Origin of the sequence: Amycolatopsis deserti, from assembly GCF_014653945.1 — a bacterium.
Taxonomy (GTDB): domain Bacteria; phylum Actinomycetota; class Actinomycetes; order Mycobacteriales; family Pseudonocardiaceae; genus Amycolatopsis_E; species Amycolatopsis_E deserti.
Genome location: NZ_BNAU01000004.1, coordinates 1 through 20,051, shown reverse-complemented (window position 1 = coordinate 20,051; position 20,051 = coordinate 1). Strand labels below are relative to the sequence as shown.

At 71.4% G+C, this 20,051-nt stretch carries 13 protein-coding genes and 1 pseudogene; 11 read left to right on the top strand and 3 right to left on the bottom strand.

Annotation, left to right across the window (positions count from 1 at the left end; translation table 11 throughout):
- The first annotated feature begins 42 nt into the window (after nt 1–42).
- From IE290_RS17995 to IE290_RS17975, 5 genes are read left to right on the top strand one after another with little or no spacing between them, the layout of a single operon-like run.
- Nucleotides 43–1,716 (top strand): fatty acyl-AMP ligase, encoded by a 1,674-nt coding sequence (locus IE290_RS17995; RefSeq protein ID WP_191245805.1) that lies wholly within the window; start codon nt 43–45, stop codon nt 1,714–1,716.
- Nucleotides 1,713–7,850, top strand: a complete 6,138-nt coding sequence (locus IE290_RS17990; protein WP_191245804.1) for a type I polyketide synthase — start codon at nt 1,713–1,715, stop codon at nt 7,848–7,850. The genes IE290_RS17995 and IE290_RS17990 overlap by 4 nt, the downstream gene beginning before the upstream one ends.
- Entirely contained in the window at nt 7,847–9,439 is a 1,593-nt protein-coding gene (locus IE290_RS17985) for an acyl-CoA carboxylase subunit beta (protein WP_229874576.1), read from the top strand. The genes IE290_RS17990 and IE290_RS17985 overlap by 4 nt, the downstream gene beginning before the upstream one ends.
- 20 nt (nt 9,440–9,459) lie before the next feature.
- On the top strand, nt 9,460–10,452 hold the full coding sequence (locus tag IE290_RS17980; RefSeq protein ID WP_191245803.1) for an alpha/beta hydrolase: 993 nt from the start codon (nt 9,460–9,462) through the stop codon (nt 10,450–10,452).
- An 11-nt stretch (nt 10,453–10,463) separates the two neighbouring features.
- Entirely contained in the window at nt 10,464–11,681 is a 1,218-nt protein-coding gene (locus IE290_RS17975) for a lipase family protein (RefSeq protein ID WP_229874575.1), read from the top strand.
- 1,506 nt (nt 11,682–13,187) lie between these two features.
- Here the strand turns inward: IE290_RS17975 and IE290_RS17970 are convergent.
- Both IE290_RS17970 and IE290_RS17965 read right to left on the bottom strand, forming a co-directional pair.
- Nucleotides 13,188–13,514 carry a hypothetical protein gene (locus IE290_RS17970; protein ID WP_191245802.1) on the bottom strand — a complete coding sequence of 109 codons (327 nt, stop codon included), beginning with the start codon at nt 13,512–13,514 and terminating at the stop codon, nt 13,188–13,190.
- A gap of 155 nt (nt 13,515–13,669) precedes the next feature.
- Entirely contained in the window at nt 13,670–14,338 is a 669-nt protein-coding gene (locus IE290_RS17965) for an ANTAR domain-containing response regulator (RefSeq protein WP_191245801.1), read from the bottom strand.
- A 176-nt stretch (nt 14,339–14,514) separates the two neighbouring features.
- On the opposite strand from IE290_RS17965, the gene IE290_RS17960 reads away from it, so the two are divergent.
- Nucleotides 14,515–15,540, top strand: a complete 1,026-nt coding sequence (locus IE290_RS17960; protein WP_191245800.1) for a hypothetical protein — start codon at nt 14,515–14,517, stop codon at nt 15,538–15,540.
- 4 nt (nt 15,541–15,544) lie between these two features.
- Here the strand turns inward: IE290_RS17960 and IE290_RS17955 are convergent, their stop codons facing one another.
- Nucleotides 15,545–17,119: a putative glycoside hydrolase gene (locus IE290_RS17955; protein ID WP_191246295.1), complete on the bottom strand. Its 1,575-nt coding sequence runs from the start codon at nt 17,117–17,119 to the stop codon at nt 15,545–15,547.
- A 127-nt stretch (nt 17,120–17,246) separates the two neighbouring features.
- Between IE290_RS17955 and IE290_RS17950 the strand changes: the two genes are divergently transcribed.
- The 5 genes and pseudogenes from IE290_RS17950 to IE290_RS38555 all read left to right on the top strand — a co-directional run bounded on the left by IE290_RS17950 (nt 17,247) and on the right by IE290_RS38555 (nt 19,930).
- Nucleotides 17,247–18,275, top strand: a complete 1,029-nt coding sequence (locus IE290_RS17950; protein ID WP_191245799.1) for a polysaccharide deacetylase family protein — start codon at nt 17,247–17,249, stop codon at nt 18,273–18,275.
- Between the two features lie 24 nt (nt 18,276–18,299).
- Nucleotides 18,300–19,007 (top strand): annotated as a pseudogene (lepB, locus tag IE290_RS17945) (signal peptidase I); the annotation flags it as partial.
- A gap of 59 nt (nt 19,008–19,066) precedes the next feature.
- Nucleotides 19,067–19,477 (top strand): IS5 family transposase, encoded by a 411-nt coding sequence (locus tag IE290_RS38265; protein WP_268246365.1) that lies wholly within the window; start codon nt 19,067–19,069, stop codon nt 19,475–19,477.
- Between the two features lie 17 nt (nt 19,478–19,494).
- Entirely contained in the window at nt 19,495–19,710 is a 216-nt protein-coding gene (locus IE290_RS38260) for a transposase (RefSeq protein ID WP_268246364.1), read from the top strand.
- On the top strand, nt 19,682–19,930 hold the full coding sequence (locus tag IE290_RS38555) for a hypothetical protein (protein WP_373300464.1): 249 nt from the start codon (nt 19,682–19,684) through the stop codon (nt 19,928–19,930). The genes IE290_RS38260 and IE290_RS38555 overlap by 29 nt, the downstream gene beginning before the upstream one ends.
- Nucleotides 19,931–20,051: the final 121 nt, after the last annotated feature.

The window sequence follows — 20,051 nt, the reverse complement described above, 5'->3', positions numbered from 1 at the left end:
CAGCGCACGGATTTTCGGGCACGGATTTCCCCGAGGGACTCGATGACAGAGAATTCTTCGTTCGCCACCATGCTCGGATACTGGTCCCGCGTGCAGGGCGACGAGATCGCCGTGACGTTCCTGGACTACCGCACCAGCGCCGACGGGCACGCGATCTCCCTGACCTGGCGCGAACTCGACGACCGCGTGAGCGCGGTGGCCGAGCACGCCCGCGAGCTGGCCGAGCCGGGTGACCGCGCGGCCGTCCTGGTGAACCAGTCCGTCGACTACGTGGTGGCCTTCCTCGCCGCGATCCGCGCCGGCCTGGTCGCCGTCCCGTTGTTCGCGCCGTCGCTGCCCGGGCACGGCGACCGGCTGGCCACGGTGCTCGACGACTGCTCGCCCGCGCTCGTGCTGACCACCGACGACGAGCGCGACGACGTGAAGGGCCTGGTGGCGGACCCGGAAATCCTGGTGGTGGACACGGTTCCCGCGAGCTCGGGCACGCGGGAGTGGCCGGCCCCGGACCCGGACGACCTGGCGTACCTGCAGTACACCTCGGGGTCCACGCGCAGCCCGGCCGGCGTGATGCTGACGCACCGCAACGTCGTCACCAACGCACAGCAGGCGTTGCGGGCCTACGGCGGGCGGCGCGGCACCACGTCGACCGTGAGCTGGTTGCCGCTGTTCCACGACATGGGCTTGATCCTCGGCGTTGGTGCGCCGGTGGTCGGCGGCCTGACCTCGGTGCTGATGGACCCGCTGGCGTTCCTGGAGCGGCCGGAACGCTGGCTGCGGGCGCTGTCGGCCAGCCCGGGTGCGATCAGCGCCGCGCCGAACTTCGCCTACGCCTACAGCGCGTCCCGGGTGTCCGAACGGGAGAAGAGCTACCTGGAGCTGAGCCGGGTGGTGTCGTTGATCAACGGCAGCGAACCGGTTCTGCCGTCCACGATCGCGAAGTTCCAGGACGCCTTCGGCGAGTGCGGGTTGCGGCCGGAGGTGCACCGCGCGTCCTACGGCCTGGCCGAGGCGACCGTGCTGGTGTCGGTGACCGACGCCGGAACGCCGTCGCGGCAGGTCACCTTCGACCGGGACCGGCTGGCGGCGGGGACCGCGAGCCCGGCCTCCGGCGGGGCCACCACCACGCTGGTGTCCTGCGGCCGCCCGGTCGGCCAGCGGATCCGGATCGTGGATCCGGACGGTGTTCCGGTGCCGGACGGCACGGTCGGCGAGATCTGGGTCAGCGGCCCGAACATCGGCCAGGGGTACTGGGACCGGCCGGACGCGGCCTTCGGCCGTCGGGCGCCGGGCGAGTCCGGGGACTGGCTGGCGACCGGCGACCTCGGGGTGATCTTCGACGGCGAGCTGTTCCTGACCGGCCGGATGAAGGACCTGATCATCGTCGACGGCCGCAACCACTACCCGCAGGACGTCGAGCAGACCGTGGAAGCGCATCCGGTGGTCCGGCCGCACTCCGCCGCCGCGTTCTCGGTGCCCGGTCTGGACGGTGAAGTCGCCGTGGTCGTGTTGGAGCGAGCCCGCGACGCCGAGGCCGACTTCGACGAGGTGGCCGCGTGGCTGCGGGCCGAAGTCTCCGCTGTGCACGGCCTGCGGCTGCGCGACGTGGTGTTCACCGAACCCGGCGAGGTGCCTCGAACGTCGAGCGGCAAGATCAGCCGGGTCCTGACCCGGCAGCGTTACCTGGACGGCTCGCTCGACGCGCGGCGGCTCGCATGACCGACCTGCGTGCCTGGCTGGTGGACCGGGTGTCCACCATGCTCGGAATCCCCGCTGCCGAGGTCGACCCGGCCAAACCGCTGCGGGAAACCGGGTTGTCCTCGCGCGACGCGATGACGTTGACCGGTGACCTGGGGCGGCTCCTCGACCGGTCCCTGCCCGCGACCCTGGTCTGGGAACACCCGACGATCACGGACCTGGTCGCCGCACTGTCCGAAGTGGAACCGGGGTCACCGGCGCGGTGGACCCCCGAGCCGGGTGAGCCGGTCGCTGTCGTCGGCCTCGGCTGCCGGTTGCCGGGCGGCATTTCGTCCCCGGAGGAGTTCTGGCGGCTCCTGGAATTCGGCGGCGACGGGATCGGCGAGGTGCCCGAAGGTCGCTGGGAGTCTTTCGCGACCGCCACCGAGCTGGCCGCGCTGCCCCGCCGGGGCGGGTTCCTCGACGACGCGCTGGGCTTCGACGCCGCCTTCTTCGGCATCACCCCGCGCGAGGCCGAGGCGATGGACCCGCAGCAACGGCTGCTGCTCGAAGTCGCCTGGGAGGCGCTGGAGCACGCGGGCATCCCGCCCTCGTCGCTGCGAGGCACGCGGACGGGCGTGTTCGTCGGGCTGTCGGCGAGCGAGTACGGCTACCTCACGATGACCGACGTGTCGGCGATCGACGCGTGGTCCGGCACCGGCGCCGCCGCGAGCATCGCCGCGAACCGGTTGTCGTACCTGCTCGACCTGCGTGGTCCGAGCCTCACGATCGACACCGCGTGCTCGTCGTCGCTGGTCGCCGTGCACCAGGCGGTGCAGAGCCTGCAGCGCGGCGAGATCGGTACCGCGCTGGTCGGCGGCGTGAACCTGCTGCTGTCGCCGGGGATCACGGCGAACTTCGCCGAGGCCGGGGTGCTCGCCGCGGACGGCCGGTGCAAGCCGTTCGACGCGGGCGCGGACGGGATCGCGCGCGGCGAGGGCTGCGGGGTCGTCGTGCTGAAGCCGCTGCGCGCGGCCCGCCGTGACGGCGACCGGGTGCTGGCGGTGATCCGCGGCAGCGCGGTCAACTCCGACGGCCGGTCGAACGGCATCACGGCGCCCAACCCGGAGGCGCAGGCCGCGCTGCTGCGCGACGCCTACGCGGCGGCCGCGCTGGATCCGTCCGTTGTGGACTACGTGGAGGCGCACGGCACCGGGACTCTGCTCGGCGACCCGATCGAAGCCGGCGCGCTCAAGCGCGTGCTGGGGCGGGACGCGAACCGGCCGCTGCTCCTCGGCTCGGTGAAGAGCAACTTGGGCCACCTGGAGGGCGCGGCCGGCATCACCGGCTTCATCAAGACCGTGCTCGCGCTGTCCCGCCGCCGGGTGCCGCCGAGCCTGCACTTCCGCGACCCGAACCCGCACATCGACTTCGACGGCCTGCGAGTCGTCACCGAGCCGACCCCGTGGCCGCGCTACTCCGGCGTGGCCAGGGCGGGCGTGTCGGCGTTCGGGTTCGGCGGCACCAACGCGCACGTCGTGCTGGAGGAATGGCCCGCCACCCCGCGGTTCGAAGACATCGAGGGCCCGCACGTCTTCGCCGTGTCCGACCGGTCGGCCGACGGGCTGCGGGACCGGGCCGCGGAGCTGGCCCGGTGGGTCGAGTCGTCGGACGTGCCGCTCAGCGCGGTGGCCTCGACGCTGGCCCACCATCGCGACGACCTGCCGGTGCGTGCCGCCGTCGTGGCCTCCTCGCGTGCGGAGCTGGTTGCCGCGCTGCGCGAGGTGGAGCCGGGGCAGGGCCGGCTGGACGGGGTCGTGTTCGTGTTCTCCGGCTACGGCTCGCAGTGGTCCGGCATGGGACGGCGGTTGCTGGCGACCGAGCCCGCGTTCGCGGCCGAGGTGGACCGGCTCGACGCGGTGTTCCGCGCCGAGGCCGGGCTCTCGCTGCGCGAGATGCTGGCCGGGGAACCGCCGGACCTTGCGGCGACGCAGCTGGCGTTGTTCGGGATGCAGGTCGCCCTCGCCGGGCTGTGGCGGGCGCACGGCGTGACCCCGGCGGCGGTGCTCGGGCAGTCGATGGGCGAGGTCGCCGCCGCCGTGGTCGCCGGGGCGCTGGATGTCGCGGACGGGCTGCGGGTGATGACGACCCGTGCCCGGCTGCTCGGCGAGATCGACGCGGCCGGCGCGGGTGCGATGGCCGTGGTCGAGGCGGCGGCCGCGGAGATCGCGCAGTTTCCCGCGGTCGAGGTCGCGGTGTACGCGTCGGCGACGCAGTGCACGGTCACCGGTGCCGTGGACGCGGTCGCGTCGCTGGTGTCGCATGTGGAGGGTCAGGGCCGGTTCGCGAAGCTGCTGCCGGTGAGCGGGGCCGGGCACTCGCCCGCGGTCGACGCGATCCTGGACCGCTTCCGCGCCGGGCTCACGGTGGATCCGGGCAGTCCGGAGGTGCCGTGCTACACCAGCGTGCTGGACGATCCACGGGACAAACCACTGTTCGATGTGGACTACTGGGCGGCGAACCTGCGCCGCCCAGTGCGGTTCGCCCAGGCACTGGCCGCGGCGGTCGAGGACGGGCACGGCACGTTCGTCGAGATCGCGCCGCATCCGGTGGCCCTGGCGGCGATCGAGCAGGCCGGGGGGACCGGGTTGCCGACCGCGAGCCGCAAGACCGACGAGCGGATCGCGTTCCTGACCAGCCTGGCCCGCCTGCACGTCCTCGGCCATCCTTCGGCGTTGCGGACTCGGGAGCCCGCACAACCGGTCGCCGACCTGCCCGGCACGGTGTGGCGGCACGAGCGGTTCTGGGCTCAGCGGCCGGCGCGGACGGCGGGCCACCCGTTCCTGGGCACGCACGCCGAGGTGCCCGGCAGCAACCAGCGGGTGTGGCGCGGCGAAATCGGCACCGACCGGCACCCCTGGCTCGCCGACCACGCCGCCTTCGGCACCCCGATCTTCCCGGCCACCGGGTTCGTCGAGCTGGCCCTGGCCGCGGCCGGGCCGTGCGTCACCGACGTCGAGCTGCGTCAGATCCTGCCGCTGGGCGCGGAGCAGGAGGTCACGACCTCGCTGGCAGATGGCGTGATCAGCGTGCACACCAAACCGGGCGACTGGGTGTGCCACGCGACCGCCCGGGTCGGCGAGCCGGTGCCGTTGCGGCCGCTGGGGGCCGTCGACGGCGCGCCGGTCGACCTCTACCCGGCGCTGGACGCGATGGGCATGAGCTACGGCCCGGCGTTCCGGCTGCTGCGCGACGTCACCGCGGTGGCCGGGCGCGCGTCGGCGGCCGTCGAGATGCCCAAGCCGGCGGGGCACGTGCTGCACCCGGCGCTGGCTGACGCCTGCCTGCACGCCTTGGCCGCGGCGACCGGTCCCGCGCTGCGCGAGGCGGACGGGTTGTTCCTGCCGATGTCGATCGGGGCGGTCACGGTCGCGGGCGATCCGCGGTCCGGGGTGCGGGCCGTCGCGGTGGTCGAGTCGCTGACCGGCGACGACCTGCGCGGCACGGTTCAGCTCGCCGCCGCCGATGGCAGCGTGCTGGTGGAGTTCCGCGACGTGCACGCCCGCCGGTTCCGGCGGGCCGCGCTGCCGGTTCCGTTGTCCGCCAAGCTGTTCGAGGCCAGCTGGGCGCGGACCGACTTGCCCGGTGCGGCCGAGGAGGACCGGACCTGGGTGCTGCTGCACCACGGCGACCCGGGCCTGCGGTTCGGCGACGACCGGGTGGTCGTGGTTCCGCCCGGCGACCGGGAAGCGCTGCGCGCGGCGCTGGCGACCCGCCCGGACGGCGTGGTGTGGTTCGCGCGGGATGCGGACGGTCCGGCGCTCGTGCACGAGGTCACGCGGGTGGTCGCCGAGCTGGCCGAGTCACCCGCCCGGCTGTGGCTGGTGACCGGCTCGGCGGCCGCGGTCGATCCCGATGAGCCAGGGCGTCCGGACCTGGCGTGCCTGCGGGCGCTGGTCCGGGTGCTCGCGTTCGAGCACCCCGAGCTGCACGCGAGCCTGGTCGACGTCGACCCGGAGTCGCTGGACCGGCTGCCGGACGAGCTGCGCGCGGACGGCCCGGACGACGAGATCGCGTGGCGGCGGGGCGTCCGGCACACCCGGTGGCTGACCCGGCCGAGGCTCGGGGCCGCCGAGCGGCCGGCGGTCCGCGACGGCGCGTACGTGATCAGCGGTGGCCTCGGCGGGCTGGGTCTGGTCGCGGCGCGCTGGCTGGCCGAGCGGGGTGCTTCGCGGATCGTCCTGTCTGGACGGACCGCGCGCGAGGTCGATGTCCGCGGCGCGGTCGTGGTGGCGGGGGACATCGCCGAACCCGGTGTGGCGGAACGGCTCGTCGAGGCCGCGACCAGCGGGGGAGTGCCGCTCCGCGGTGTCCTGCACGCGGCGGGTGTGCTCGCCGACGGTGCGGCGATGTCGCTGACCCCCGAGCAGCTGACGACGGCGTGGCGGCCGAAGGCGACGGGCGCCTGGCGGCTGCACGAGGCCACGCTCGGCCACGACCTGGACTGGTGGCTGGTCTACTCGTCGGCGGCCGCGCTGTTCGGCTCACCCGGCCAGACCGCGTACGCGACGGCCAACGCCTACGCCGACGCGCTGGTCACCTGGCGCCGCGCGCAGGGCCTGCCGGCCGAGACGATCAACTGGGGCGCGTGGGGCGAGGCGGGCGCCGCGGTCGGCACCACGAACCCGGTGCTCGAACCGCTCGGCACCGCCGAGGCGCTGGAAGCGCTGGAGGCCGTGCTGACCCGCGACCGCGTGGCGACCGGCGTGGCCCGGCTCGACGCGGAGGCGGTGCTGGAGCTGTTCCCGCGCCTGGCCGACCGGCCGTTCTTCGACCTGCTCGTGCCGCGGCGCACGGCGGCCCCGGCCTGGCCCGGCCTGGACGCGCTGGAACCGGCGACCGGGCACGCGGCCATCGCCGACCACCTCACGTCGCTGGTCGCCGGGCTGATGGGGTTCGCACCGGAGCAGGTCGACCGGCACGTCCCGCTCACCCAGCTCGGCGTGGACTCGCTGCTCGCGATGCGGGCCCGCGGCGCGGTCGAGCGCGACTTCGGCCTACCGCTACCGGTGCCGATGCTGCTGCGCGGCGCGAGCCTCGCCGAACTGGCGGCCCACCTCGCCGAGCAGGCCGGGTTCTCCACCGGCCCCGCCCCGGTCGCCGAGGTGGTCATCGGGCCGCGGGATCCCGCCGAGCGGTGGGTCGCCCGGCACTGGCACGACGTGCTCGGCCGCTTCTCGGGTGTGCACGAGGACTTCCCCGGTGATCCGGAGCAGTTGCGCGCGGCGATGGCGGCGGAACTCCCGGACCTCCCGGACAACCTGTTCGACCGGCCGACGATCGCCGCGATGGCCGACCTGCTTCGTGCGGAGATCGAGGGTACGGGACCGGTGCGCTGCCTGCGTGCCGGAAGCGGGCGGCCGGTGTTCCTGTTCCACCCCGCGGGCGGTCCGGCGAGCGTCTACACGCGACTGGTGCGCGACCTGCCCGGCGAGTTCCCGGTCTACGGCTTCGAGCGTCTGGACGATGTGGACACCGTCGAGGCCAAGGCTGCCCGGTACCTGGAGATGATCCGGGAGATCCAGCCGCACGGGCCGTACCGGCTCGGCGGGTGGTCGTTCGGCGGCTGCCTTGCCTACGAGTGTGCGCGGCAGCTGGACGAACCGGTCGAGCTGGTGTTCCTGATCGACACCATCCTGCCGCTGCCGGCCGAGACGCCCGCCGAGGAGCTGCTGGACCGGTTCGACCGGTTCGCCACGCACATCTCGCGAACCTACGGCGTCACCCTGGACATCCCGCGCGACGACCTGGCCCGGCTCGGCGAGGACGAGCAGATCAGGCTGGTCATGCGGCAGCTGGCGGAGAAGGTGCCCGGGCTGGGGGAGGGCGTGCTGCACCACCAGTACACGTCCTATGTGGATGCCCGGGTGGCAGAGCGGTACACGCCCCGGCGGTACGACGGTCCGGTGGTGCTGTTCCGCGCGCGGGAGCCGCACCCGTTGACGACCGCGCTCGACCCGCGCTACCTGCGCGAGGACGAGTCGCTGGGCTGGGACGAGTTCTGCCCGGCCCTGGAGATCGTGCCGGTGCCCGGCGACCACGTCTCGATGATCGATCCGCCGCACGTGTCCGTCATCGCGGCGGCGCTCGGCGACCGGATGACCGGGAAGAGGTGAGGTCCGCAGTGGACATCCCGTTCGCCCCGACGACGGCCTACCGGATCGCCGATCTGGCCGCCCGTCAGGACGAGGCCGTGCGCATCGCGGAGAAGCGCGCGATCGACCGGCAGCACGCCAAGGGCAAGCTGACCGCTCGCGAGCGCATCGACCTGCTCGTCGACGACGGGTCCTTCGTGGAGCTGGACCAGTTCGCGCGGCACCGCTGCACCGAGTTCGGCATGGACGGCAACCGGCCCTACGGCGACGGCGTGGTGACCGGGCACGCCACTGTGGACGGTCGGCAGGTGTGCCTGTTCTCGCAGGACTTCAGCGTGTTCGGCGGTAGCATGGGCGAGGTCTTCGGCGAGAAGGTCCTCAAGGTGATGGACCTGGCGATGTCGATCGGCTGCCCGGTCATCGGCATCAACGACTCCGGCGGCGCGCGCATCCAGGAGGGTGTGGTGTCGCTGGCCTACTACGCCGAGCTGGGGCGGCGCAACGCCCACGCGTCCGGGGTGATCCCGCAGATCTCGATGATCATGGGGCCGTGCGCGGGCGGTGCGGTGTACTCGCCGGCGATCACCGACTTCACCGTCATGGTCGAGGACACCTCGCACATGTTCGTGACCGGGCCGGACGTCGTGCACGCGGTGACCGGTGAGCGTGTGACCGCGCAGCAGCTCGGCGGCGCGGCGGTGAACAGCGAGATCTCCGGCAACGCGCACCACCGGGCGGCTGACGAGCGCGACGCGATCGACTGGGTGCAGACCCTGCTCGGGTACCTGCCGCTCAACAACCTGGACGTGCCGCCGGAGTACGCGGACGAGACGTCCCGCGAGATCACCCCGGGCGACCTCGAGCTTGACCGGCTGATCCCGGACTCGCTCAACCAGGCCTACGACATGACCGAGGTGATCCGGCGGCTGGTCGACGACGGCGAGTTCACCGAGATCCACGGCGCGTTCGCGCCCAACATGATCTGCGCGTTCGGCCGGATCGAGGGGCGCTCGGTCGGGATCGTCGCCAACCAGCCGCTGCGGCAGGCCGGGGTGATCGACATCGACGCGTCCGAAAAGGCCGCCCGGTTCGTGCGGTTCTGCGACGCGTTCGGCATCCCGATCCTCACGCTGGCCGACGTGCCCGGGTACCTGCCGGGCACCGAGCAGGAGCGGCAGGGCATCATCCGCCGCGGCGCGAAGCTGATCTACGCCTATTCCGAGGCGACCGTGCCGAAGGTGACCGTGGTGACGCGCAAGGCGTACGGCGGCGGGTACGCGGTGATGGGGTCCAAGCACCTGGGTGCGGACGTCAACCTCGCCTGGCCGACCGCGGAGATCGCGGTGATGGGCGCGGAAGGAGCGGTCGGCGTGCTGCACCGGCACGAGCTGGCCCGACTGTCCACTGAGGATAGTGCCGTTGCTGTGCGGCGGCTGACCGAGGAGTACCGCAAGCACCACGCGAGCCCGTACCTGGCGGCCGAGCGCGGATACGTGGACATGGTGGTGCCGCCGTCGCAGACCCGGCTGCAGGTGGCTCGCGCGTTGCGCACCCTGCGCACGAAACGGCAGACGTTGCCGGCGAAGAAGCACGGCAACATCCCGCTGTGAGAAACACCTGAGGAGAACCGATGAGAACCGATCGGGCCGGGCGCCACCGACGCCGCTGGGTCTTGCTGGTGTTGCCCGTCGTCGCCATGGTCACCGGTACCGCGGTGGCCGCGCCGGTGTCGGCCGTCAGCGCCGACGACGGAGCGAAAGTGGTCACCGAAACCTGGATCGACGACCGGACGGTCGACCTGGAGATCGACTCGCCCGCGCTGGGCAAGACCGGCATGGTGCGGTTGATCGTGCCCGCGAGGTGGCGCGCCGAGCCCGCGCGGACCTGGCCCACGCTGTGGCTGCTGCACGGGTGCTGCGAGCCGGCGGACTACCAGTCGTGGGACCGGTTCACCGACGTGAAGGCGTTCATCGCGGACAAGGACGCGATCGTCGTCATGCCCTCCGACGGCGAGGCCGGCATGTACACGAAGTGGTGGAACTTCGGGCTGAAGTCCACACCGGACTGGGACAAGTTTCACACGGAAGAGGTTCGGCAGATCGTCGAACGCGGGTATCGCGGCGGCACTCGGCGAGCGGTGGCCGGGGTTTCGATCGGTGGTTATGGCGCGCTGGCGTACGCGTTCCTCCACAAGGGAATGTTCGGCGCGGCGGCTTCCTACAGCGGAATTCCGAACACGTTGTTCCCCGGTACACCCGAGGTGATCCAGGGCATCCTGGTCCGGGCCGGGCACTACAACTTCTTCGACCTGTGGGGTGACGAGAAGGCGAGCTGGCCGATCTGGTGGTCGCGCAATCCGTACAACCACATCGACGACCTGCGCGGTACCGCGCTCTACATCTCGTGCGGCGATGGCCGGACCGGCCCGCTGGATCAGCCGGGGCAGTGGGATCCGCTCGAACCGGCGGCGCTGCTCACGTCCCGCAGCTTCACCGACAAGCTGAAGCTGATGGGCGTTCCGGCCACTGTGGACTACTACGGCGCGGGCACGCACAGCTGGCCGTATTGGGAACGGGCACTGCACAACTCGTGGCCGGTGCTCGCTCCGGCTCTTGGTCTGTAAAGGAGAAACGTGTGAAGAACCGTGAATTCCGGCGTCGGCTGCTGGCCGCGCTGGTGGGTTTGATGTTGTTCGCGGGCGGGGCGGTGGCGTTTTCGCCGCCGTCCGCGGTCGCCGCGAGCCCGGTGTTGCCGGGTCCGTTCGACGATTCGTTCTACACCCCGCCGTCACCGCTTCCGGCGGGCAGTCCGGGTGACGTGATCCGCTGGCGGCCGACGGTGCCGCTGATGAACGCGGCGAACGCGGACGCGTGGGAGGTCATGTACCTGTCGACGAACGCGTTGGGGGAGCGGAACGCCGTGACCGGGACGGTGCTGGTGCCGAAGGGGGTGGACCGGTCGAAGGCGCCGATCGTCGGTTTCGCCGTGGGGACGCAGGGGCCGGCGTTCAAGTGCACCCCGTCGAAGGCCATCGAGCGCGGAACGCTGTACGACCAGCCGGCGATCAACGACTCGCTGTCGAGTGGTTACGCCGTGGCGGTCACGGATTACGAGGGTTACTCGCCGAACACCGTGCCCACGTACATCACCGGCCAGTCGATGGGCCCCGCGGTGATCGACTCGGTGCGGGCCGCGCAGCGTTTCTCGCAGGCCGGTTTGTCCGCTGGGGCGAAGGTGATCTTCCAGGGCTACTCGCAGGGCGGCGGGGGAGCGCTGTGGGCGGCGGAGAAGCAGCCGACGTACGCGCCGGAGATGAATCTGGTGGGTGTGGTGGCCGGCGGTGTGCCGGCGGAGTTGACCGAGGTGGCGAAGGGCCTGGACGGGTACCTGGGTTTCGGTTTCCTGGCCTTCGCGGCGGCTGGTTTGGATGCGGCGTATCCCGAGCTGCGGCTGGATTCGTACCTGAATGAGACGGGCCGGAAGGAGATCGCGGCGGCCAAGCAGAACGCGTGTGTGGTGGAGCTGCTGACGAACTACGCGTTCAAGAGAATTTCGGATTACACGACGTCGAACCCGCTGGAGACGCAGGCGTGGCAGGCGCGCCTGGCGGAAAACAAGCTGGGCGCGGCGCCACCACGCGTCCCGGTGTTCCAGTACCACGCGGCGTTGGACGAGATCGTGAACACCCCACAAGCGGACGCGCTGCACAAGCACTATTGCGCGGCGGGCGTGCGGGAACAGTGGAGCACGTACGTGTCGGACCACCTGAGCGGCATCTTCGCCGGCAACGCGGACGCCCACAAGTGGATCACCGAGCGTTTCGCCGGAAGGGAGGCGCCATCAAACTGCTGACAGCGGTTCGTGGCTGGTGGCCCGGTCGCTCCGAGGTCGGTGATCCCGGCTAGCGGCGCTTCGCTCCCTGGGTGCTGGCCCCGCAACAGCGGCTGTTCGCTCCCTGGGTGCTGGCCCCGCAACAGCGGCTGTTCGCTCCCTGGGTGCTGGCCCCGCCCAGCTGGCTCTTCGCTCCCGGGGCGCCGATCCCGCCTAGCGGCTCGTCGCTCCCGCGGCGCTGATCCCGGCTGGTGGCCCGTCGCTCCTGGGGCGCCGATCCGGCCTGGCGGCACTTCCCGCCGGGGGCGCTGATCCACTGACTGACCCAGCCAATCGGAAGCACACTGGGCGGTCCGGTTCCCCACCGGCCCGCCCAGCCTAAACCCCCTCCCGCCTCGCCCGTCGATGAACGACCCGTTCATCCCTTCACGCTTGGCCCACGCACCCATCCCCTGGCGCCCCACCGCGCCCCCGACTCCATGCCCCAGCTCCCCTCGTCGGCATGAACGGCCCATTCATCGCCGCGCGACTGGTCCACTCACCCGCCCGGTGCCCCACCTCCCGGCCGCCGCTCCCTTTACCCGCTCACCGCGTGCATGAACGGTCCGTTCATCGACGCACGACTGGCCCATCCGCGCGACCTGGGCAACTCACCACCGGCCCCAACGCCTATCCCGGCCCCGCGGGGCGTGAACGGACCATTCATCGCTTCACGACTTGCCCATTCATGCGACCCGGGGCGAGCCGATGCGGGCCTCGCCGCGGAGCGCTCGCCCATCGCGGCTGCTGGGTCCGCGTGAACGGCCGTTCAACGCGGCTTGAGTGGTCCACTCACCAGGCCCACGTCTACCCAGCCCGGGCCACCAACCCGCTCGCCCGTGATCAAGGTTGATTCCCAGGCGTAGCGAACAGGGTGGGCACACTGTTCCCGCGCCAGCCGTAGGCGGCAGGGTGTGAAGCCCCCGCGTGTGGGCCCGGCGTCTGCGGCGTCGGCAGGTACTACGTGGTGGATAACGAGCGGAGCGCGGCTGCTCCTCGGTGACCGGTTGACCTCGCGGTCGATCGCGGAGAGTGAGCGACGCTTGTCTCCCGGGGGTCGGCTGGACCCGCGACATTCGAGCGCACGGGGCTGGCTGGGTGACGGCACTCGCTGTGGGGCGGGTAGGCGTGGGGCCTGTTGGCCTCGCTGAGCGCGCCGCGCGCCCGGACCCGCCGAAAATTGCCTCCGCCAAAGTCCCCTGCCCGGGTTAGGCCGAACGGACGCTCGACACCCCCGCCCGAACCCACCGCCCGGGCGCCCAGCGTCGGCGCCCGAACGCCCGCCGTCACCACTAAACAGCATCCGAACCACCGCCCGAACCGCCGGAGTCACCGCTCGAACGGGCACCACCCGACCCAAGCCCGGCCGCCAGGGGTCACCGCTCGAACGGGCGCCCAAACCGAGCCCGGCCGCCCGACGTCACCGCCTGGGCGCCCGGCGTCACCGCCCAGCCGCCCGACGTCACCGCCCGGCCGCCCGAACCAACCTCACGCCCCCGAAGACTCCTGCCGGTGGTGCCGCCCACCGGGCGACAGGTGGTGCCGCCACCGGGCGGGCCGATCGGTCTCGTGGCGGTTGCCCGCTCTCGAGCCGCTGCCCAGGACGTCCGAGGCGGCGACCCACCGCTCCCCGCCGTCCTCGTCGGTCATCGGCACCAGCAGGCCCTCCTCGCCGGTCCGGCACTTCCCGGACACGACACCCACACGCACGGTCACCTTGTCCGGCCCGTCGTTGTCGCGGTCGAGGTACATCAGCCGTTCCCCGACGCCGAAAGCGTCCGCCTGCAGCTGGTGGTCGTGGGACGTGGTCGTCATCCGGGTGCTCCCCTCGCATCGAGCATTCCAACAGCGGGTACCGCCGGGGTCCGGAGCGGATTCCGTCTCCGCCGTCTGCCTGCCTCCTGGCGACGGCGGAACCCGATGCTAACCGGCAAATCTCCGGAACACGACCCTTCGTCCCCCGGAAACCGTCAGAAATCGTTCGGCCGCACCGGGTCGCGGCCGTCGACGATCGCGCGCGCCAGGTCCGCGACCCGCTGGTTGTGGTCGCGCGCGTACCGCCGCAGACCCTCGAACGCAGTGTCCACACCGATCTTGTGCCGCTCGGCCAGCATCCCCTTCGCCTGCTCGATGACGATCCGGCTGTCCAACGCGGTCTGCAGGTGCCGCAACCGCACACCGAGCTGGTGCAGATCCCGTTGGTGGGCCAGGCGAAGCGCCGCCGCGTGCGCCAGCCGAAGCCCCGCCCCGTGCGCGTTCCCGCCGGCGTCGAACAGGCACAGCGCGCCGAAAACCTCTCCATCCACCTGAATTGGCAACGTTTCTACTGAGGAGTAACCGGCTTCCGCGCAGGCAGCGGAAAACCGCGGCCACGGACCACCGCCCGAAGATCCACTGTGGAGGCATTCGCGCACGGGCCCGCCGTGTTCGAGCTGGAACCGCACGAGCGCCTCCGCGGCTCCGGTGCCCGCGACCATCTCCTTCGGCTCGGCCGGGAACGACAACACCACGCCGGCGTCGCGGGCCGGTACGAGAACCGCCGCACGCTCGGCGAGATCCTGCGCGAACCGGTGCACGTCGAAGTCCTCGGATTCGCGCGCCAGCAGTTCGAGCAGGGCGTCGATCAGTTCGGTGCGCATCGGTCGCCCTCCCGGTGTCCGAAAGCCGTACCCGCGTACGGTGCCCGCGGAACTGGGCTGATCGGGTGAACCACGAACGGTGTCCGATCGGCTCTGAACCGTGTTTGACCAGCGTTTACGTCCCCGCCGCGGGCGACCATGCTTGTGTGACGTGCGTTACAGTCCTACCGTGTCGCATGACCACCGCGTTCGACACCGCCAGGGCGATCGGCGACGCCGTCCTGTACCACCCGCGGACGCCGGACTTCGGCGCGCTGATGCCGCCGGCGTTCGCGTCCCCGCGGGCCGGTGACTTCGCCGACTGCCGCGTGGAGTGCCTGCTCGAACCCCGCTCGCACGCCGTGCTGCACGTCCGGCTGCGGTTCCTGCAGAGCCAGGAGTGCGTCGTGTGCCGCCGCCGCGACGACGGCGGGTACGAGCCGGTGACGTCGCTGACCGTGGACGGCACCGAGTACACGAGCTGGAACGGGGCGGTCGAGCGCGAGATCGACGCGGTGCTGCCGCTCGCCGAGCTGACCGGCCAGCGCACCTGCGTCCCGTTCGTCGTCGGCGGCGCCGAGCGGACCGAAATCCTCGGCCAGACCGGGAAACTCGTCCGCCGCAGCTGGTCGGTCACCGGCGAGCTGCGGCTGAGCGCGCAGGTCCTGGGCGGCCGCAACGGAATCCGGTTGCGCGCCGACGTCGTCAACACCACCGAGTGGTACGAGCCGGACTCGCCGCGCGAGGAGGCGCTGCGGCACGCGATGCTGGCCGTCCACGTGGTGCTCGCGGTGAACGCCGGCCGGTTCGTGTCGCTGACCGAGCCGCCGCCGTGGGCCCGGACGGCCGCCGAGCAGTGTCGGAGCCACCGCCTGTGGCCGGTTCTGCTCGGCGACAACGACGCCGCGGTGCTGGCCGCGCCGGTCGCGCTGTACGACCACCCGACCCTCGTTCCGGAGAGCGAAGAGCGCATCCAGTACTTGCGCCGAGGAATCCCGGAGGACACCTGGTGGGACGCCGGCGCGGTGTCACCCGAGACCGACGAGGTGGTGGTCGCCGGCGTCGCGGTGTCCGCCGGTAGCCGGGTTCGCCTGCGTGACGGTCTGATCGGGACAGTCCAGGCGGTACTGTCCGATGAGGAGGGATACCTGCACCTCGAGATCCGGGTGGGCGACCGGTACCGCTACACCACGCCGGACGAGATCGAGCCGCTCCCGCCCTGACCGGTCACGGCGCGAGGTCCGCCGGGTCGTACTTGCACGACGCGTTCCACAGCAGGAACGAATCCATCCCGTTGGCGCGCGCTCCGTCCAGCTGGGCGCGGATCTGGTCGCGTCCGTAGTGGACGGACATGCTGAACGCCTGGATCCACGGGATGATCACGGTCTGCGTCCCGGCCGCCTTCTCGGCGAACGCCGCGAGTGACCGCTGGGTGATCTCCATCGGCTGGGACTCCGGATCGGCGACGCCGTACTCGCCCGCTCCCCAGTGCGACGGGTAGATCATCGGGGAGATGTAATCCACCTTGCGCGCCATGGCGGTGATGTCCTGCCCGATCTGCGTCGGCCGGTTGACCGCGATCCCGAACACCGACGCGCCCAGGTACGCGCCCTCGGCCCGCACGGCGTTGCGGCTCTCGGCGAGGAAGTCCACGATCCCCTCCTCCGGCGTGCCCTCCAGGCCGGGGAACCGCAACTGCTCGATCGGTCCCTCGGGCCGCCGCACGTAGTCGTAGAGGATGTCGTCGAACCCGGCCCGCGCCGCTTCCGTCGCCAGCGCGATGTTGTACTCCCGCACCTCGCGGTTGGCGAAGTTAGTGAACGCGTACTCGCCGTACCCGCCCGCCCACGGCTGCCCGTCGGCGTTCTGGACGACCCGGTCGCGCTCGCCGGACTCCCACGACGCCCGCGCCAGGATCGGATCCCGGAACGCGACCAGCCGCCCGACGACGCGGACCCCCTCCTTGTGCAGCTGCTCGACGACCCCGTGCAGGTCGTAGTAGTTCTTCGCGGCGCCGATCTCCTTCGCCAGCGGCACCTGCGAGGCGTAGCCGACCTCGCCGCTTTCGTCCTTGATGTCCAGCTGGACGGTGTCGATCAGGCCGTCCCGCGCCATCTGCAGCACCGGATCGCGCAGCGCCGGCGCCGTCCACGCCACCGCGGTCATGTGCACGCCGCGCATCCCGGGGTGCCGCGCCCGCACCGGCACCCGGCCGGCCGCGCGGTTGCCCGCCGCGTCCTGCGCGCCGATCTCGATCTTCGCTGGGGGAGTCGGGATGGTCGCGGTGAAGTTGCCGAACTCGTTGACCTTCACCTCCTCGCCCTGCACCGTGACCTTGTCCGCGCCCTTCGCCGTGCCGCGCAGGGTCACCGGCTTGCGTGGATCGCTGATCTCGATCGGCTGGAAGGACAGCTCCGGCGCGGTGTTGTCGACGTGGAAGGTGCGGGACACCTCGGCGTCCGGCAGACCCGGGATCTCGTTCGGCAGCCGGGCGACGAGGGTGTGCTCGCCGTCGCCGATCTTCAGCGGCGGCAGGACCAGCCGGCCGCCGTCACGCTGGGTGGTCACCGGCTGGTCGTCCAGGGTGACCGCGACCCGGTCGAGGTCGCTGTCCCGCGCGGCCAGCACCCGGATGTCCCGCAACGACTCCGCGTTGGTGGTGACCCCGTCGCCGAGACCCTGGATGGCGAGACCGAACGGCAGCGACTGCACCACCGTGGGGGTGGCCGCGATGGCGACCGTGGCGATGATGGCCACGAGGATCAGAACCGTGTTCTGGGACCGTGTCCGGTGCCTGCCCATGTAACCCTCCCGCGCCGGTGTGCCGAGCAGCGGGCACATTCCCCGGATCGAGCGGGTCATTCCGGAATCCATCCCTTCGGGTTACACCCCGTTGCCTCCACGCTACGGACGGCGCACGTTGGAAGGCGTGACACCCAAGCTGGCTTCCCTCGTAGCGGTCCTGTTCCTGATCACCGCGTGCACCACGGTCGTCGAGGGTCACCCGCACGAGCAGAGCGACGGCGGCGAGGAGTGGGCCGCGTTCGCGCCGCTGCGCTCGTCGGCCCCGGCGGCGGTCCCGGCCGCGCCGGCCACGGTGCGCGCCAACGAGCTGGGCCGCGTGCCGGTGCTGATGTACCACCGGATCGTCACCGAACCCGAATCGGTCTACGACCGCACGCCGGACGACTTCCGCGCCGAGCTGGAGCGGCTCGACCGCGAGGGCTACGTCCCGGTCTCGGCCGCCGATTTCACCGCGGGCCGCATCGACGTCCCGGCCGGCACGCACCCGGTGGTCCTCACCTTCGACGACGGCGACCCGAGCCAGTTCGCGCTCGGCCCGGACGGCAACCCGGTGCCGGGCACCGCGGTCGCGATCATGCTCGACTTCGCGCGCAGCCACCCGCGGTTCCGGCCGGTCGCCACGTTCTACGTCAACGCCGAGCCGTTCGGCGACCCCGGCGGCGCCCGGACCATCCCGTGGTTGCTGGACCACGGCTTCGACGTCGGCAACCACACCAAGACCCACGCCAACCTGCGCGAGGCCGACGAGCGGACCGCGCAGGCCGAGATCGGCGAGCTGGACGCGCTGATCCGCCGGGCCGCGCCGCAGGCGAACCCGACCACGATCGCGCTGCCGTTCGGCATCCACCCGCGGCCGAAGGAGCTGGCGTTGCAGGGCACCGGCTACCGCTACCAGGGCGCGTTCCTGGTCGGCTCGAACCCGTCCGCGTCACCGTTCACCGCCGACTTCGACCCGCTCAACATCCCGCGCATCCGTTCCCAGGGATCGACGGGTGAAGAGGCCGAATACGGTTCGGCGGTGTGGCTGGACAAGCTCGGGCAGAGCCCGGACAGCCGGTACACATCGGACGGTGACCCGGCGCGGATCTCCTACCCGAAGTCCGACACCGACGAGGTGGCCGCGAAGTTCCGGGACCGGGTCAACCCCTATTAGCGCCGGTTTCGATAGCCTGGCGCGGTGCCGAACCCGGAGGACGCAGGTCAGGACAGCACCGCCCGGCCGAAGAAATGGTGGCGGCGGAACCGGAAACAGCGCCCGTTCTGGGTCGAACTGCCGATTCTGATCGTCGTCGCGCTGGTGCTGGCGTTCGTGTTCCAGCAATTCGTCGCGCGGGTGTACACGATTCCTTCGGGGTCGATGGAAACGACGCTGCACGGCTGCGCCGGGTGCTACGGCGACAAGATCCTGGTCGACAAGATCACCTACGACTTCACCGACCCGGAACGGGGTGACGTCGTGGTGTTCAAGGGCCCGGAGACGTGGGTGGGGAGCGAGGCGCCGAGCGGGCGGTCGAGCAACGCGGTGGTGCGCTTCTTCCAGGACGCCGGTTCGGTGTTCGGGCTGGCGCCGCCGGACGAGCGCGACTTCGTCAAGCGGATCATCGCCACCGGCGGCCAGACCGTGCAGTGCTGCGACGACCGGAACCGGGTCCTCGTCGACGGCCGGCCGCTGGACGAGCCCTACATCCACTGGCAGGACCCGGCGCGCCAGTGGCAGGACTCCTTCCCGCCGGTCGTCGTGCCGTCCGGTTACGTCTGGGTGATGGGCGACAACCGCAACAACTCATGCGACTCGCGCTGCGAGGACCAGGGCCCCGTCCCGGTGGACAACATCATCGGCAAGGCGCGGTTCATCGTGCTCCCGCCCGGCCGCTGGGGCACCGTGGACTAGGCTTGTCCTGTAATTGATCTAGCTGGGTTGTCTGGTTTGATCTTGGTTCGTGGGTGGGTCGGGGTGAGCTGACGGATCGGGCGTGGGCGCGGGTCGAGCCGTTGTTGCCGGTGTCGGGCCGGGGACGGCGGTGGCGGGATCACCGGCAGGTGATCAACGCGATCCTGTGGAAGCTGTGCACCGGCGCACCCTGGCGTGACCTGCCCGAACGGTACGGCCCGTGGAAGACCGCGCATGAACGGTTGCGGTTGTGGACCGCGGACGGCACCTGGCAGAAGATCCTGGACGAGGTGATCGTCAAAGACGATGCGGTCGGCGACGTCGATTGGGTCATCAGCGTCGACTCCAGTGTGGTCCGGGCGCACCAGCACGCGGCTGGGGCTCGGAAACAGGGGGCTGCACGCCCGCCGTCGAGGCGCTCGCGGTCGACGGGGAAGGGCTCGGCCGGTCCCGGGGCGGACTGAACAGCAAGATCCATCTCATGGTCGACGGTCGAGGCCTGCCGCTGCGGGTACAGCTCACCGGCGGTCAGGCCGGCGACAATCCGCAGCTACTGCCGCTGCTCGACGGTCTTCGAGTAGCCCGGATCGGTCCCGGGCGACCGCGGAGCCGGCCGGAGATGGTGATCGCGGACAAGGCCTATTCGCACCCCTCCACCCCGGCAGGCGATGCGGGACCGGCGGATCCGGTTCACTAGCCCGGAACGGGAGGACCAAATCGCCCGCCGCGCGGCGAAAGGTTCCCGCGGCGGGCGTCCTCCCGCCTTCGATCAGGACCTCTACAAACGGCGCAACGTGGTCGAACGCTGCTTCAACCGGAACAAACAGTTCCGCGACCTGGCCACCCGCTACGCCAAACGCGCCGCCTACTACCAAGCCGAACTCACCATCGCCGCCATCATCCTCAGGCTCAGATGACTTACAGGACACGCCCTAGGTGTGTTGTTCGGGGACGTTGGTGATGGCTGACACGCTGACGATGATCTTGATATGGGTGAGGACCTCCGGGTTCGGTGTGGATTGCGACATCTGCACCCGA

What these genes read in the sequence shown, in the direction of transcription:
- IE290_RS17980 (WP_191245803.1), top strand. Translation starts at nt 9,460, where the DNA reads ATGAGAACCGATCGGGCCGGGCGCCACCGACGCCGCTGGGTCTTGCTG.
- IE290_RS17995 (WP_191245805.1), top strand. Translation starts at nt 43, where the DNA reads ATGACAGAGAATTCTTCGTTCGCCACCATGCTCGGATACTGGTCCCGC.
- IE290_RS17955 (WP_191246295.1), bottom strand. Translation starts at nt 17,119, where the DNA reads ATGGGCAGGCACCGGACACGGTCCCAGAACACGGTTCTGATCCTCGTG.
- IE290_RS17990 (WP_191245804.1), top strand. Translation starts at nt 1,713, where the DNA reads ATGACCGACCTGCGTGCCTGGCTGGTGGACCGGGTGTCCACCATGCTC.
- IE290_RS17965 (WP_191245801.1), bottom strand. Translation starts at nt 14,338, where the DNA reads ATGCGCACCGAACTGATCGACGCCCTGCTCGAACTGCTGGCGCGCGAA.
- IE290_RS17970 (WP_191245802.1), bottom strand. Translation starts at nt 13,514, where the DNA reads ATGACGACCACGTCCCACGACCACCAGCTGCAGGCGGACGCTTTCGGC.
- IE290_RS38260 (WP_268246364.1), top strand. Translation starts at nt 19,495, where the DNA reads ATGGTCGACGGTCGAGGCCTGCCGCTGCGGGTACAGCTCACCGGCGGT.
- IE290_RS17960 (WP_191245800.1), top strand. Translation starts at nt 14,515, where the DNA reads ATGACCACCGCGTTCGACACCGCCAGGGCGATCGGCGACGCCGTCCTG.
- IE290_RS38555 (WP_373300464.1), top strand. Translation starts at nt 19,682, where the DNA reads ATGCGGGACCGGCGGATCCGGTTCACTAGCCCGGAACGGGAGGACCAA.